The sequence below is a fragment of the Vibrio methylphosphonaticus genome, assembly GCF_023634655.1.
Taxonomy (GTDB): domain Bacteria; phylum Pseudomonadota; class Gammaproteobacteria; order Enterobacterales; family Vibrionaceae; genus Vibrio; species Vibrio methylphosphonaticus.
Window position 1 is genome coordinate 17,177 of the sequence record NZ_JAMKMS010000018.1, and the last position, 15,162, is coordinate 32,338.

At 42.6% G+C, this 15,162-nt stretch carries 12 protein-coding genes; 8 read left to right on the top strand and 4 right to left on the bottom strand.

What is annotated here, in order from left to right; translation table 11 throughout:
• Window positions 1-128: 128 nt before the first annotated feature.
• From M9196_RS18495 to M9196_RS18510, 4 genes are all read right to left on the bottom strand, one after another.
• Window positions 129-812, bottom strand: a complete 684-nt coding sequence (locus M9196_RS18495; protein WP_250618985.1) for a CidB/LrgB family autolysis modulator — start codon at window positions 810-812, stop codon at window positions 129-131.
• Window positions 812-1,177, bottom strand: a complete 366-nt coding sequence (locus M9196_RS18500; RefSeq protein ID WP_250618986.1) for a CidA/LrgA family protein — start codon at window positions 1,175-1,177, stop codon at window positions 812-814. Before M9196_RS18500 ends, M9196_RS18495 begins: the two co-directional genes overlap by 1 nt.
• A gap of 138 nt (window positions 1,178-1,315) precedes the next feature.
• The gene (gene sbcB / locus M9196_RS18505; RefSeq protein WP_250618987.1) at window positions 1,316-2,740 is read right to left on the bottom strand and encodes an exodeoxyribonuclease I; all 1,425 of its coding nucleotides are present in this window, start codon (window positions 2,738-2,740) and stop codon (window positions 1,316-1,318) included.
• Window positions 2,741-3,193: 453 nt separating this feature from the next.
• Entirely contained in the window at window positions 3,194-5,620 is a 2,427-nt protein-coding gene (locus tag M9196_RS18510; RefSeq protein ID WP_250618988.1) for an ATP-binding protein, read from the bottom strand.
• Window positions 5,621-5,885: 265 nt separating this feature from the next.
• Here M9196_RS18510 and M9196_RS18515 point away from each other — a divergent pair, with 265 nt between their 5' ends.
• The 8 genes from M9196_RS18515 to M9196_RS18550 all read left to right on the top strand — a co-directional run bounded on the left by M9196_RS18515 (window position 5,886) and on the right by M9196_RS18550 (window position 15,136).
• The gene (locus tag M9196_RS18515; protein WP_250618989.1) at window positions 5,886-6,041 is read left to right on the top strand and encodes a hypothetical protein; all 156 of its coding nucleotides are present in this window, start codon (window positions 5,886-5,888) and stop codon (window positions 6,039-6,041) included.
• Window positions 6,038-7,525, top strand: coding sequence for a methyl-accepting chemotaxis protein (locus tag M9196_RS18520; RefSeq protein ID WP_250618990.1), 1,488 nt, complete (start codon window positions 6,038-6,040; stop codon window positions 7,523-7,525). The genes M9196_RS18515 and M9196_RS18520 overlap by 4 nt, the downstream gene beginning before the upstream one ends.
• A gap of 634 nt (window positions 7,526-8,159) precedes the next feature.
• Window positions 8,160-8,900: an SDR family oxidoreductase gene (locus tag M9196_RS18525; protein WP_250618991.1), complete on the top strand. Its 741-nt coding sequence runs from the start codon at window positions 8,160-8,162 to the stop codon at window positions 8,898-8,900.
• A 14-nt stretch (window positions 8,901-8,914) separates the two neighbouring features.
• Window positions 8,915-10,120, top strand: coding sequence for an acetyl-CoA C-acetyltransferase (locus M9196_RS18530; protein WP_250618992.1), 1,206 nt, complete (start codon window positions 8,915-8,917; stop codon window positions 10,118-10,120).
• Window positions 10,121-10,198: 78 nt separating this feature from the next.
• On the top strand, window positions 10,199-10,546 hold the full coding sequence (locus tag M9196_RS18535; RefSeq protein ID WP_250618993.1) for a phasin family protein: 348 nt from the start codon (window positions 10,199-10,201) through the stop codon (window positions 10,544-10,546).
• An 83-nt stretch (window positions 10,547-10,629) separates the two neighbouring features.
• Window positions 10,630-12,456 (top strand): class I poly(R)-hydroxyalkanoic acid synthase, encoded by a 1,827-nt coding sequence (gene phaC, locus M9196_RS18540; RefSeq protein WP_250618994.1) that lies wholly within the window; start codon window positions 10,630-10,632, stop codon window positions 12,454-12,456.
• Window positions 12,457-12,872: 416 nt separating this feature from the next.
• Window positions 12,873-13,487: an FKBP-type peptidyl-prolyl cis-trans isomerase gene (locus M9196_RS18545; protein WP_250618995.1), complete on the top strand. Its 615-nt coding sequence runs from the start codon at window positions 12,873-12,875 to the stop codon at window positions 13,485-13,487.
• A gap of 347 nt (window positions 13,488-13,834) precedes the next feature.
• Window positions 13,835-15,136 (top strand): dicarboxylate/amino acid:cation symporter, encoded by a 1,302-nt coding sequence (locus M9196_RS18550; protein ID WP_250618996.1) that lies wholly within the window; start codon window positions 13,835-13,837, stop codon window positions 15,134-15,136.
• Window positions 15,137-15,162 lie beyond the last annotated feature (26 nt).

The following is a 15,162-nucleotide window of genomic DNA, read 5'->3' on the forward strand; positions in this document are numbered from 1 at the left end:
ATTAGAGTGATGGGGATCACTCTAATTGATGTAACGATTGTTTTAATTGCACAATTAGAGTGATGTCACACCATTTTTGTGCTGCGGGTTGCGATTTTAGCCATGGACCTTACGTTACGGGGCAAATGTCACACTAATTGCCCCAACCACAGTGAAAATGCAAAAAATGAAGGCGCGAGCACTGAGGTAATGACACCGCAAATAACGAGTGCTAATGAGCTAAACGCGGCATCTTTGGAATCTTTCTCAGCGCAAGTTGCGGTTCCTAACGCATGAGAGACGGTCCCCATGGTTAATCCTTTAGCGATAGGGTGAGTCACACCGAGTAATTGATAGATCGGGTAGGCTAAAATGGCGCCAAATAGACCGACAAGTAACACGAGTATCGCCGCAATGGCAGGTTCTCCTCCCAAATGGCTGGATACTTCCATGGCTATCGGGGTGGTAACAGATTTACCCAACAGACTTGCAACTAATGTCATGTCAGCACCCAACCAGACAGCAATTAGTGAGGCGGTGAACATCGACCCGATACTACCAACGCTGCATGCCAAAATAATAATGCGCCAATTGGCCCGAATTTGAGGTATTTGTTCGTAAAGTGGATAGGCAAGGGCGACAACCGCTGGTTGTAATAGAAAACTTATCCATTCATTGTCTTGGTAATACGTGTCAAAAGGCACGTTAAAAACGATCAATATCGGAATCAAAATAACGATGCTAATAAGCAGCGGGTTGAACAAAGGGTTCTTCACTTTCTGGGCGACAAAGCGAGCGAAGAAGAAGACAATAATGGTCGCAAAAATCCACATTATTTATTCCCCTTCTTTAAAAAGCGGTCAAGGAAAACAGATAGGCCGATGAGGACAATCATTGTGCCACCGATCGCGCTGGCTAAAATAGGCAGCGCGTTGTTAATCAAAGTGTCGAAATGGTTCATCAATCCAACACTGACCGGTACAAAAAGCAAAATCATATAGCGAATAAATGCATGGGCACCAGGTTGAACAACTTTGACAGGGATTATCCCAGTAGCCATTGATATAAAAAGTAATAACATGCCAAAAACACTGCCAGGGATTGAGACATCGAGCAGGCTTTGAATGGTGTTGCCAGCAAACAGTGCAGCAAAAATCACAGTGAATGACAAAATATAATGAAGCGCAGTTTTGATCATGACACCCTCATTTCGGTTTCGGACTAGTGAAAGTTAGGACGAGTTATCAGTTAAGTTAGCGATTGAATGACATCGAGACACCGCTAATTCACGAATGGGCGCGTTATAAAAGCCATCCATTCGTGTCAGCGATAAGCGCTACGAGACGAGCTTTTCAACGTAGCGGTAGACAGATTTCAATACTGTCATTTTTTGTTCATCAGATTCGTTGTCTAGCACTAGGTTTTCAAGGCCAAGCATGTAGTCTTCAATTTTGTGTTCAAATCGTTCTCTACAATGGTTTGCCCACTTCAACTGCTCGTGTTCGTCGAGTGTCCATGGGTAGTGGCGAGCACGATATCTAAACAGTAATGGTTCAATTCTTGAATCACTGAACGAGATATCTAGCGCAGCCAAATTGTTGGGCTCCGTTTCTAGAATAATGTCCATTGCTGCGCGATCGGATGGAGAGAAGAACGCACTATAAAGTTGGGTGTCTACATCGCTGTCGCTATTAAACTCACGTTCGATATTGTATAACCCGATAAGCTTTTCCCGAATTTCGGGGCGCTCTTTAAGACGAGCGAGATTCGCCAGACATTGCTGGCGGTCGATCCCAATCACAGCCGCGTTTTCAGCGGTGAGTGTTTTGGCTGGGGCCAAAATTGGGCACTTGTTCAAATGAATAAGCTTCAGCGGCACGGGTAGTTCATTCGGAGCTAAGTCTTCGCGTTTGGTGTAAAGCCGAGTATGTAACTCCTCAACGGATAAATCTAAAATAGGTTGAGGGTCTTTCGCAAGGTCTGCCACGATGACCGCATTTTGATTAGTAGGATGCCAAGCAATAGGGACGACCCAGCTGGTATATTGACATTCTCTGCCGAGCATACCTGACACGTGCATAAGTGGTGTCATGTTTACGATGTCGACGAGTTCATTTAATTTGCGTTTATTGCGCATCGAATAAAAGTAATCGAAGAGTTTGGGCTGTGCATTTTTAACGATTTTTGCCAATTCAATCGTAGCGATAACATCGGCCATCGCGTCGTGCGCATTGCTATGCTCAATACCATTTGCGACGGATAAATGTTCAAGCTTAAAGCTGGTAAAACCGTCATCGTTTTCAGGCCATTGAATCCCGTCAGGGCGCAAAGCATGACAGGTTCTCATTAAATCGAGCAGGTCCCAGCGAGAGTTACCATTTTTCCAACTCCAAGCGTATGGGTCGATGAAGTTTCGGTAACAAGTATAACGTGTCACTTCGTCATCAAAGCGAATGCTGTTATAGCCCAAATTAGTGGTGTTAGGTGTCGCCAATTCATGGTGTATTTTAGCAATGAATTCTGGTTCTGTTAGCCCTTTTTCCATACACAACTGTGGTGTTATTCCTGTGATCAGAGCGGCTTCCGGTGAAGGTAAATAGTCTGACGGCGGCTGACAATAGATGACAAGAGGCTCACCAATGATATTGAAATCCATATCTGTTCTAACACCAGCAAATTGACAGGGGCGATCGTTCGCTGGGCTAATCCCCCAAGTTTCATAATCAAAAAAGAAATAACTGGGTTCGTGTTGCTGTGACATGGTCTTTCCTTAGTTCCTATCAGAGAGGCTGATGGAGGTAATAACTGAAGTACACACAGCGACCTAAAGGGCTTCGTTAGGATATTTCCACGCCTTTGACTAAGCGCGTCGCGGTTATGGAAAATTTCTAACTCGTTGCGTTATCAAGCAGTTTAGTACAGAGATACTGCCTATTAGACCACTGAGCTATGTTCATGGCAAACGAGATCACCGTTTATCTCTAAAGCAAAAATGAAGATTTAACAATGACAGGAGTTACCTTGCTCGAATATCGAGCACTTTTAAACATTTTATCGAATCATACGGGTTTGACGGGGCAGTATGTCGTCTATCAACGGTGGTGATTGTTTATGTCGACGGGCTACCTAGTCTCATTGAAAGGCAAAAGTCATAGGTATTCCTATGACTAGCCACATCACTATCCAACATGGTAGAACAACAAAGCCAATTTCATTAAGTTTGAGCAAAAAAGTTAACTTGCTTGTCTAGTTTTTCAATCAACACGTCACGCTTAAACGGTTTGGGCAGGTAGTCGTCCATACCGCAGTCAAAACATTTCTGTATATCGTCATCAAGCACCGATGCGGTAAGCGCGATAATGTGTTTATTCGGGAGGTTGCGTGATGATTCATAGGCTCGAATTGCCTCTGTGGCATCAAACCCATCCATTATCGGCATCATACAGTCCATGAGAATTAACCCAATCTGATCGTGTTGCTGTTGATAAATAGCCAAAGCTTCTTGCCCATCATTTGCAACCAAGTAGTTGATACCCAGTTTGTTTAAATTTATCGTCACAATTTGCTGGTTTACCTTATTGTCTTCGACGATAAGGATCTTAGCGCTAGAACCTGCATCGGCATTCGTTTGGGTTTCAGTCGGCTCTATTTCATCCACTTGCTCCAACACAGACTTAATCGCACAGCTTAGTCTTGCCCCTAAAAGAGGATAAGTAATAAAAGCTGACACTGTGAAGTCATTGTGGCTGTCTTCAATCTGGTTATTTCTTAAGAAGATGACACGATGCTGCTCGACCAATTTTTTATACTGATGGTAGGTCTCAGCATCGTCGATAATGACGACACTTTGACGAGAAGGGCTGATGGATGGCAGACGGTTAGGCGGTATTTGTTGTGATGAGAAGCCGTAACGATTTAATTCATCGACTAACAGTGGATTGTGCTTTAAAGAGACGTAGAAGACAGTGGTCTCCGTGTGTTGGGCTAATTGTTGGTCATCATTGTCAAATAATAAGGTAAATGAAAACTCGCTGCCCTGTCCCTTGAGTGAGTGGAGTGTAATGTCGCCACCCATCATCGCAATCATCTTCGATGAGATAGCTAAACCAAGCCCAGTTCCGCCGTATTGCGAAGATGTAGAGGCGTCCTCTTGTTGAAACTCATCAAAAATGTGTGCTTGTTTGTTGGAGTCGATGCCGATCCCGGTATCTTTTACTGCTAAGTATACCGTCACGGAGTTCGCCTGTTGTTTTATAAGTGACGCGATAAATGTAATGCTCCCTGATTCGGTGAATTTGATGGCATTAGAGGCTAGATTCATTAGGACTTGCCTGACTTTTTGCTCATCGGCTTTGACATAATTAGGGAGAGTCGGGTCAATCTCTATCGCTAACTCAATGCCTTTTTGCTGAGCTTTGGGCGCGATGAGTGCTGCGGTATCAAAGACGACTTCTTTAATGGCACATGTATGCGGGCAAATTTCTAAGTGCCCAGACTCTATTTTGGATAGATCTAAAATATCATTGATGAGCATGAGTAAGGTTTGGGAAGAAGAGCCAATAGTAGACAAGTAGTCTTTTTGCAGTGCACTAAGCTTCGAATCCGATAGTATCTCGGTCATGCCTAATATTCCATTCAGTGGCGTTCTTATCTCATGGGACATGTTGGCTAAAAAGGCGCTTTTTGCTCGGTTTGCTTGTCTTTCATGCTCTCTTGCTGTGATGAGTTTCGTTTCTAGTATCGAGGTTTGTCGAATGACATACAGCAAGGTCAAAATAATGGCGACAACAAGCGCTATAGTCGCAACCAATCTGTAACGGTCGTAAATCGCGATCTTGTTGGCGATTTGATTGGGGAGGACATCAAACAAGGTGTTGAGCTTGGTTTCTAATTGATGAACCGTTGCCCTAAGCGCACCATGGCGACCTTCATTGTGTGTGTAACCGAATTCTTCATAAGCGGATTGAAGGGAATAGAAGGCCAATTTGAATTCTAGAAAAGCACTAAATAGTGCAAATGATTGAGGCTGTTGGGTGATTTCATTCTCCATTTGTTTGAGAATGCGTTCAATCCGAGGCAGAGTCTCGACGTTAAAATCAGAAAAAAACTGATACATCAGATCCTGCATAGTCAATGCGGTGTAGTCTAAGGTCGTGCTATTCGCTTTGATTAACTCATTACCAAGCCTTAAAGATTGCTCTCTTAAATTGTCGATGAGTCCGTTTGGAGTGTTATCCCCATGAATCGCAACCACTAGGTCTGCCAACGCGAAAAAAGACTGCACATAGTCGTCAATGTAGGACAACGCGTATTGGTTGGAGTAATCCGTTTCAATCCCAGACTGAATGATTTTCACATTGACGTTGCTTAATTGTCCCATTATTGCGTGATAGCTGGTTTGCATTTTTTCAATATATTCGGGTTCAACTCGGGCAATGAAGTCTTTTTCATGTCGCCTCATCAATAACATCCCATTTGAAGCGGTGAGGATGTCAGACTTTAGCGTTGTTAACTGATTTTTCGCCTCATTAACTCTGTATTCGGTATAAAAAAACAGTGCAAGGAAACATAAAACGATGGCGGAACCAGCAACCAGTGTTTTCCGAATATTACGAGTGTGGTGATGGTTAGCATTCGGCATGAAGTCCAGTCCTTTTGGTCGTTCCGCAACGGGGAGTTTGTGTTATGTCTTTTAAGAGTAACAAAAATGTCACAATCATGGAAAACAGTCTGGTCGACGGTAGCATTTTTAAATTATTTTATAGAATTTTGGGACTAGCGTAGGAAAAGTGACAATAAAAAAGCGATGTTGAGAGCTATGTCGATAAAGGTATGTTTGGCGATAAGCAAAGCGATAACATACAAATACAGAACGGGGGTTAGTTTAAATATAGGAGATAAACGTAATGTGGTTTAATAGTTTAAGCCTCAGAATTAAGGTAATGATACCGGTGATTTTGATGGCAATCATATTTGGCGGGTTGGTGATCTATAATGCGCTGCTTTTTGGTAAGCAGGCCACGATTAATGAGCAGCTCAATGATGAAATACAACCAGTGTGAACTCGCTGGAAGATGCGTATCGAGATTTTTATCAAGTATCGACAGCAGGGTACGCATTTATTATTGCAACGGATGATCCCCAAGAAGTAGAAAAACAGCGTTTTGAATTTGAAGATAACGCTTATAAGGCTTTGCCGCGAGTAAGCAAAGTTCAAGAATTGATTGACTCGGGTATATTGGACGGCCGCTTTTCACCTTACTTATCTCAATTACAGTCTGATACTAAGTTGCTTGTGAGTGAGTACGAAAAGCTCTTTGCATCGCCAAGTGAAGCCTATCAGCGTTTCAATAAAAATGAAAAATTGATCACTCAGCTGTTTGTGGATATACGAGGCAACCTGAAAGTCATTTTAGATGAAATAGAGCGTTTACAATCGCAAGCAAAACTGGATAGTGATCAAGCCGTAAAAGAGGCTGAACTTGCCATCGAAGTTGGGACAGTTGTCGCCATACTGGTCGCACTCTTAGTCGCCGCTTTTATATCAAAGCTAATTGTTGCGCCTGTTATCTTGCTTGAAAAATCGATGGCGGAGATCGCGTCCGGTGATGGTGATTTGACCCAAAGAGTTCACGTGGAATCTAATGATGAAATTGGGCATCTAGCGGAGTCATTCAACCAATTTGTTGAGCGTATACAAGGAACGGTTAGTGAAGTCGTCGAATCTACATCTGAGGTGAGGGAGCATACGTTAGTGCTCATTGAGTTGGCAGGGCAGATCACTCATGCCTCTTTATCACAACAGCAAGAAAGCGAAATGGTTGCGACAGCAATTAATGAGATGAGAGCAACGAGCGACAACGTGAGTCAGAATGCACATGAAGCGGCCCAGGCAACAGATAAGAGCGCAGATGAAGCACGTCAAGCTAATGAGGGAATCGGCTTGACGGTTTCTTCTATCGAAGGGCTAGCTCAAGAACTTATTACTTCAGAGGAAAGCGTTCATAGATTAACAAGTGATGTAACAAACATAGCGTCGGTATTAGATGTGATACGAGGTATTGCAGAACAAACTAATTTGTTGGCACTCAATGCGGCCATTGAGGCGGCGCGAGCAGGTGAGCAAGGTAGAGGCTTTGCTGTTGTTGCGGACGAAGTTCGTTCTCTGGCGAGTAAGACTCAAGAAAGCACAGGTGATATTCAAACCATGAATGAGCGCCTGCAGCAAGGCGCATCGGTTATGGTACAAGCAATGGAGTCCAGTCGCTCTACCAGTAGCGAAACCATCAGTTTGGTACAAACGGCGTCCACCTCACTGGCAGAAATTACCCATTCAATCACTATTATTAATGAAATGAATGCGCATATTGCTACCGCCGCAACGGAACAAACGGCCGTTAGTGAAGAACTGAATAGTAGCATTCAAAAAATAGCTTCAGACAGCCATAAAATGTCTGAGATTATTAAGCAGGCAGAGCATGCGTGTATCACTCTTGAAGCAAGGTGTAAAAACCTAGATCGAGCGGTGGGTCAATTTAAAGTTTGACGGATGTCCGCAATTCTCGATGGAAAAAGACATCGTTCAATAAACCGTGTTTAAAACAGAGTCGCATACCTCTTATGGGGTATGTGACTTAGATCGTATTTATGGGCGCGCTATTGCATGGCAAAACATGTCACCAAGTTAGTGCAGTAATATTGCCAAATGTAACGCCTTGCATCTTTTCGTAAATCAAACAATCCGCTTGCTAGTAATTCCTATCTTATTCACGCACTTATATTGTTAGATCTAATAGGTGTAATAATTGATACACGTCCTTTGAAATGCACTATTTTTGACGTAAAAATAACAGTAGTATTGTTGCAGTTTAACATCCTGAATAATATTTTGTTTTTTATCAGTGACTTACAGGGTTTATTGTTTTATTTTAAAACATGAAATTGTGTGGGCTATCAGTTTCACTCTGATATGTGATAGCGAGCCATTAATTCTTTATCGACTGAAATTAATAGCTGTATGTATATTAAGTTTTTATTAACATTGAGTTGGTTCGAATTTTTGTAATATTTTCACGGTAAATTAATAATAAATACAAAGGACAACTATAAATTAAATGGAAACTTAATTTTGTAAGGTTGTTACATGGATTAATAGTCAGTTGTTAGGAATGGAGTCAGGAATGAAAAAGCTCGCGTTAATTACAGGTTCAAAGGGTGGTATAGGTTCGGCAATATCTTCTCGTTTAGTGGAAAATGATTATCGACTGATCGCTACATATTATACGGGAAATTATGAATGTGCTAAGGAATGGTTTGAATCTAAGGGTTTTACTAATGACCAGGTACGTTTATTTGAACTTGATGTGACTAACACCCTAGAGTGCCAGAAGAAGCTTGAAGCAATTCAAGAAGAGGAAGGCACGTTTGATTTGGTTGTTAATAATGCTGGCATTACGCGAGACGGACAATTTAAAAAAATGTCTGCTGAAGCGTGGTTTGACGTAATTAATACTAATTTAAATAGCGTCTTTAATGTGACTCAACCTTTATTTGCTGCAATGTGCGAAAAAGGTGGTGGACGTGTTATTAATATATCGTCAGTTAACGGTCAAAAAGGTCAGTTTGGCCAAGCTAACTATTCTGCAGCAAAAGCTGGCATGATTGGTTTTACCAAAGCGCTCGCTGCAGAAGGTGCTCGCTCAGGAGTGACAGTCAATGTTATTGCTCCTGGCTACACAGGAACGCCGATGGTAGAGGCGATGCGAGAAGACGTTCTGGATTCAATTAAAAGTACGATCCCGCTGCAACGACTTGCTAAACCTGAAGAAATAGCGGCTGCCGTAGCGTATCTAGCGAGTGACGAAGCGGCGTACATTACCGGTGAAACACTGTCAGTTAATGGCGGCTTATACATGGCTTAGGGGAGAAACCGATAATGGAAAAAGTATATATCGTCGCAGCAAAACGTACACCAATTGGTAGTTTCGGTGGAAGTTTGAAAAACTGTACTGCTGGTCAGTTAGCGGCACAAGCAATAAAAGGTGCGCTCGCATCTTGCGCTGTTAACGAAACAGATATTGATGAAGTGATTGTTGGAAATGTTATTAGCGCTAACCAAGGAATGGGCGTAGGGCGACAGGCATCAATCTATGCGAACATTCCCGAACATGTTCCAGCTTATTCCTTGAATATGGTGTGTGGCAGTGGCATGAAATCAATTATGGATTCAGTGTCTCATATTAGAGCGGGTGAGGCTGAAGTGGTCGTTGCTGCTGGTGTGGAGGTAATGTCGCAGATTCCATTTGCTTTACCTGCAAGCGTGCGCTCCGGCAATAAAATGGGAGATATGTCAGCAAAGGATTTACTGGTTTCTGATGGGTTGACAGACATATTTAATGGCTATCACATGGGTGTTACCGCTGAAAATGTTGCACGTGAAGTTAATATTTCGCGTGCAGACCAAGACGCCTATGCGTTGGAAAGTCAAATGAAGGCAGTGGCGGCGATCGAAGCTGGGCGATTTAATGATGAAATCGTACCGGTGGAGATTAAGATAAAGCGTCAACCCGCTCAGTTTGCCATTGATGAATACCCTAAATCTGATGCAACGTTAGCAGGCTTGGGTAAATTAAGACCTGCGTTTGACAAAGAAGGCACGGTGACGGCCGGCAATGCATCTGGCATTAACGATGGAGCAAGTGCCGTCATCGTTGCTTCTGAAGACGCTGTCAAACGACTAGGATTAACGCCTCTATGTGAAATAGTGTCAACGGCGCAAACGGGCCTAAACCCAAAAGTTATGGGACTAGGACCGGTACAGGCCATGACAAAAGCGTTAGAGAAAGCGGATCTTTCATTATCCGATGTCGATACGTTTGAGTTCAACGAAGCATTTGCCGCTCAAGCACTTGGTGTCATTCGAAGCTTAGCAGACGAGTGCTCTGTATCATCAGATTCGATTATTGAAAAATCTAATCCGAATGGTGGCGCTATTGCACTTGGGCATCCGTTAGGCGCATCAGGAAATCGAATTGTCGTCACATTAATTCATGAAATGATACGCGAGCTTCACACGTATGGCGCAGCGACATTATGTGTCGGTGGTGGCATGGGTACAGCACTTATTCTAAAGCGCTGTTAATCGAATTTAGATATTGGAAATCAATATTTTCATAACGTTAAAAATACACACTGAACTTATATTTTTAGGAGAGCGACTATGTACACGGATATTTTTAAAGTAATCAATGAGCAGTCAGAAAAAACATTTGAACCATATGCGAAATTTAGCAAGCTAATGACAAAAAATGTTGAAACACTAACTGAATTGCAACTTAATGCGATGAGAACCTATAGCGAACTAGGATTATCTCAAATGAAAGCGGTGGCAGAAGTGAAAGACATTTCGTCGCTAACAGTATTCAATACTCAACAAGTTACGTCGCTTACTCGCTTATCTCAACAAATGATGGATGATAGCAATAAGCTTCAGCAAGTTGCTAAAGAATTCAAAGACGATATAGAAACGCTGACTACCGAGACAATTAAAACTAATACGCCAGCTTAATTTGGCAGTAAGTATATGTTAGGGGTTTCGGGGTACATCGTATCTCGTGCCCCTTTTTTATTTTTTAGAAAAGGGTTTGAATTATGTTTCAAAACTTCTTTTCGGACTACCTTGTAACATTGCAGGAAAGTAACCAGCGATGGTGGAAAGATTTCGAGCAGGGCAAGGCAGCCGTTAATAATCCGCTTTCAAAAGCGATGCAAGAACTCAATATAGAAGATACTGCAGAATTTATGGATAAAGCATCTAAGCAGCCAGCTGCGATGCTGGATGTCCAGATGAAATGGTGGATGCAACAGTTAGAAATATGGCAGCGTGCAGCCCTTCAAAATGATAAAACAGATGTAGTTTCCGTAGAAAAAGGTGACCGTCGTTTTGAAGATGCTGCATGGAAAGATGACGCCTTCTATAGCGTAATCAAGCAGTCTTACGTATTGTTTAGCCAAACCTACCTCGACACCATAAATGCAGTTGAAGGCGTTGATGAAAAAACGAAAGAAAGGTTGGCTTTCTTTTCTAGACAAACCTTAAACGCTTTGTCGCCAAGTAATTTTATCGCCACTAACCCCGAGTTACTTCAGTTGACTTTGGAGCAAAAGGGCGAGAACTTACTCGCGGGTATGCAGCAACTTCAAGAAGACATGGAAGCCAGTGCTGACGTACTTAAGATCAGAATGACCAATACGAAGTCGTTTGATATTGGTAAGCACGTGGCGAATACAAAAGGCGATGTTGTATTTAAGAACGAGCTCTTTGAGTTGATTCAGTATCGCCCGTTGACAGAATCGGTCAATTCGACGCCGCTACTCATCGTCCCGCCATTTATTAACAAGTATTACATCCTCGATCTTAGAGAAAAGAACTCGATGGTGAAGTGGCTCTTGGAGCAAGGTCATCCTGTTTTCATGATGTCCTGGCGCAACCCTGGGCCGGAACAAGCGACAACAGAATTTGGTGACTATGTCACCGAAGGCGTCGTTAAAGCGGTGTCAGCAATAGAGGCAATCACAGGGCAAGAACAAGTGAATGCGGCGGGTTATTGTATTGGCGGTACCGTGCTAGCATCCACGGTTGCCTACTATGCAGCAAAACGAATGAAAAAGCGTATAGCATCTGCGTCATTTTTCACCACACTTTTGGATTTCGAACAACCTGGTGAGGTGGGCGCATACATTAACGATACTATCGTTAGTGCCATTGAAGCACAGAATATTCAACAGGGCTATATGGATGGTCGTTCTTTGAGTGTGACGTTTAGCCTGCTGCGAGAGAACAGCTTGTATTGGAACTACTATATAGACAACTACCTCAAGGGAAACAGTCCGGTTGATTTTGATTTACTGTATTGGAACAGTGACAGTACCAATGTAGCCGCAGCAACACATAATTTCTTGCTAAGGAAATTATATTTGGAGAATCAATTAGTTCAGGATAAAGGTGTAAAAGTTGGGGGAGTGTGGATTGACTTGAACAAAATCCGTATTCCAAGCTACTTTGTCTCGACTAAAGAAGACCATATCGCATTGTGGCAAGGTACGTATCGAGGTGCATTACAGGTTGGTGGAAATAAGACTTTTGTACTGGGCGAATCAGGTCATATTGCTGGGATCGTTAATCATCCTGGCAAGGATAAATATGGTTATTGGACTAACTCTACGCTGGAAGAGTCTGCTGATGACTGGATGAACAATGCAGAGCATCAAAAAGGGTCTTGGTGGGTGCATTGGGACGAGTGGTTAAACCAATTTAATGCAGATGAGAAGGTTGCCCCTTATTCGGTTGGTAATGACGCATTTCCAGTGCTATATGATGCACCGGGTCAATATGTGCTGCAAACGTTACCCATTGAAAGCTCACATGCAATCCCTGATATCGAACCGTCACAAGCGGAAGTTTCAGAAAGCACGTAAAGCCGCAATGGCATTGGTGCATTCTGTCTACCACCTGACAAAATGAAATGAAGACATTTCAAAACATGCGGGAAAATAAAGTAAGTGTAGAGGTCAAGTTTTTGGCTTCTGCACTATTACTACCAAATTACTATTACTACCCAATTACTATTACTACCCAATTACTATTACTACCCAATTACTATTATTACTACCAAACAACAACTACTACTATCACAGCTTAACACTTGACCATAACTAACACTTCACCATAACTAGCACTTAGCGCTGTCTGTTTGTTTTGTCTGTTTACCTCTTTCTTTCTCGGTAACGACCTAAGACCATTACGTAACGCCTTAGCGTGTATCCGTAAAATACTTTAAACTCTTTGATAAACACATAAAATACTGTGTGTATTTTCAAGTATTGAGGTTGTCATGGATATCGAAACGTTAGAACAAAAAGTCAGCTATATTCTTGGTCGAGAAGTGGCGACAGAGTTGGCGAAAAAGTCGTTTCCTAAAATGAACATCAAAATTATCCAAGAAGCTATTATGGATACGTTTTTGCAAAAAGAATGGCCTTTTGATCCCCAGGATGCGGAGTTGCTAAAAGCTGAACTTGAAGAGCAAAGAAAGCTGGCGGAAACGACGCTAGAGCAACAAAAAGCCAATTATGAGCGAGAGTTTTTCACTAAAAATGGTCAACGTGACTCAGTCTTGAGCCACAGTTCTGGGATTCAATATGAGCTTCTCAATGTCGGGAATAACCCTGCGAACATCACTCCAAAGAGTACGGTGTGCGTGCGACATAAAACCTGGCTACTCAATGGGCAGTTAGTGGACGGATCTACGCACTTACCTCAACCCATGACCGTACAGTTACACCAAGTCCCTTTGGCTTGGATGGTGGCATTGAAAGAAATGAATGTAGGCGCAACATGGCGCCTGTATGTACCCAGTCATCTTGCCTATAAAGAAAATGCTCACCAAACGGTTCCTGCAGATACTGCTGTCATTTTTGATCTACATGTAGAACAAGTAATCGAATAGATAGAAGTCGACTTGTTTAACGAAAATACCCAGCGCTAAGCGCTGGGTATTTTCGTTTATTAGGCTGTAATTTTTTCAAAACAGGATGATATTAATTTTTCTAATGTCTCATTGAAAAGATAGTAATATATGAAATGTGGTGATATGTGAAATTTTACGCTGAGTTTTTATTGTTGTGCGGCTGTTTGTGTTAACGGGTTGTTGTGTTGTGGCCATTTTAGTGTGAGCTCGGTCACGATGCGGATTAGCGAAACAAATTTGTCATTCTAATTTGACGGGTCTTGCTGCTAATCTGCAGGCGCTTTTGATGACGCCATCAGTAAGCACTATAAAAATAAGGAGTAATTATGACTAACGCAAAGAAACCAATGTCACTCACGACACGTGTGATCATCGGTATGGTTGCTGGTATTTTAACGGGCTTCGCGATTCGAGGCTTATTTGCTGAAAATGGATTTGTCGACGCATACATTGTAAATGGTCTTTTTGAAGTCGGCGGTCAAATATTTATTGCCAGCCTTAAAATGCTTGTTGTACCACTGGTCTTTGTTTCTCTTGTTTGTGGTACTAGCTCGTTGAAAGACGTGACGACATTGGGTCGCTTGGGTGGAAAGACGGTTGTTTTTTATATCGCGACAACCGCTATAGCTATCACCCTAGCTCTGACTATGGGCACATTGTTCCAGCCCGGTCAAGGGGCTGACCTCACTGCCGCCAGTACATTTGCCTCTGCAGAAGCACCGTCTCTTGGGCAAGTGATTATCGATATGTTCCCAACCAACCCTATTAGCGCAATGGCTGAAGGTAAAACTCTACAGGTTATTGTGTTTGCGGTCTTATTCGGAATCGCAATCAGCGCTGCAGGCGAACCTGGTGAGCGTGTCGCTGCAATGTTTAGAGATTTGAACGATGTTATTATGAAGCTTGTTGCTTTGTTAATGAATATCGCGCCTTATGGGGTTTTCTTCCTGATGGCGAAGCTGTTCACTGGTCTTGGAATCAGCGCAATCTTTAACTTAGCGGAGTATTTCCTCGTTTTAAGTGCGACATTGTTGTTACATGGTTTGGTCACGTATAGCGTGTTACTAAAATCGTTTACAGGTCTTAGCCCGCTGACATTTTTGAAGAAGATGGAAGATGCAATCATGTTTGCATTCTCAACCGCTTCTTCGAATGCAACGATTCCAGTTACAATGGAAACGGCGCAAAATCGATTAGGTGTGGATAACAAAGTCTCGTCGTTCACTATCCCACTTGGTGCCACTATCAATATGGATGGTACCGCTATTATGCAAGGTGTCGCGACCGCGTTCATTGCTCAGGCGTTCAACATTGATCTAACAATGGGCGACTACCTAACCGTTATTCTTACAGCAACGATTGCGTCGATTGGTACAGCAGGGGTACCTGGTGTAGGTCTAATCATGCTTGCTATGGTTCTAAACCAAGTTGGCTTACCTCTTGAAGGCATTGCGTTGATTATGGGTGTGGATCGTCTTCTAGATATGATCCGTACGGCGGTAAATATTACTGGTGATAGTGCCGTAACGTGTATTGTTGCTAAGTCTGAGGGCTCGTTAGATATCAATAAATTTAATGACCCAGCCGCAGGGCAAAAAGAAGAAACGGTCGAACTAGCTCGATCATAACTGAGTTAGCCTTAGTCGTTACCCAC

Bases quoted from the DNA above. Each gene is read 5' to 3' on its own strand.
- M9196_RS18495 (WP_250618985.1), bottom strand. From the start codon at position 812: ATGTGGATTTTTGCGACCATTATTGTCTTCTTCTTCGCTCGCTTTGTC.
- M9196_RS18500 (WP_250618986.1), bottom strand. From the start codon at position 1,177: ATGATCAAAACTGCGCTTCATTATATTTTGTCATTCACTGTGATTTTT.
- sbcB (WP_250618987.1), bottom strand. From the start codon at position 2,740: ATGTCACAGCAACACGAACCCAGTTATTTCTTTTTTGATTATGAAACT.
- M9196_RS18510 (WP_250618988.1), bottom strand. From the start codon at position 5,620: ATGCCGAATGCTAACCATCACCACACTCGTAATATTCGGAAAACACTG.
- M9196_RS18515 (WP_250618989.1), top strand. From the start codon at position 5,886: ATGTGGTTTAATAGTTTAAGCCTCAGAATTAAGGTAATGATACCGGTG.
- M9196_RS18525 (WP_250618991.1), top strand. From the start codon at position 8,160: ATGAAAAAGCTCGCGTTAATTACAGGTTCAAAGGGTGGTATAGGTTCG.
- M9196_RS18530 (WP_250618992.1), top strand. From the start codon at position 8,915: ATGGAAAAAGTATATATCGTCGCAGCAAAACGTACACCAATTGGTAGT.
- M9196_RS18535 (WP_250618993.1), top strand. From the start codon at position 10,199: ATGTACACGGATATTTTTAAAGTAATCAATGAGCAGTCAGAAAAAACA.
- phaC (WP_250618994.1), top strand. From the start codon at position 10,630: ATGTTTCAAAACTTCTTTTCGGACTACCTTGTAACATTGCAGGAAAGT.
- M9196_RS18545 (WP_250618995.1), top strand. From the start codon at position 12,873: ATGGATATCGAAACGTTAGAACAAAAAGTCAGCTATATTCTTGGTCGA.
- M9196_RS18550 (WP_250618996.1), top strand. From the start codon at position 13,835: ATGACTAACGCAAAGAAACCAATGTCACTCACGACACGTGTGATCATC.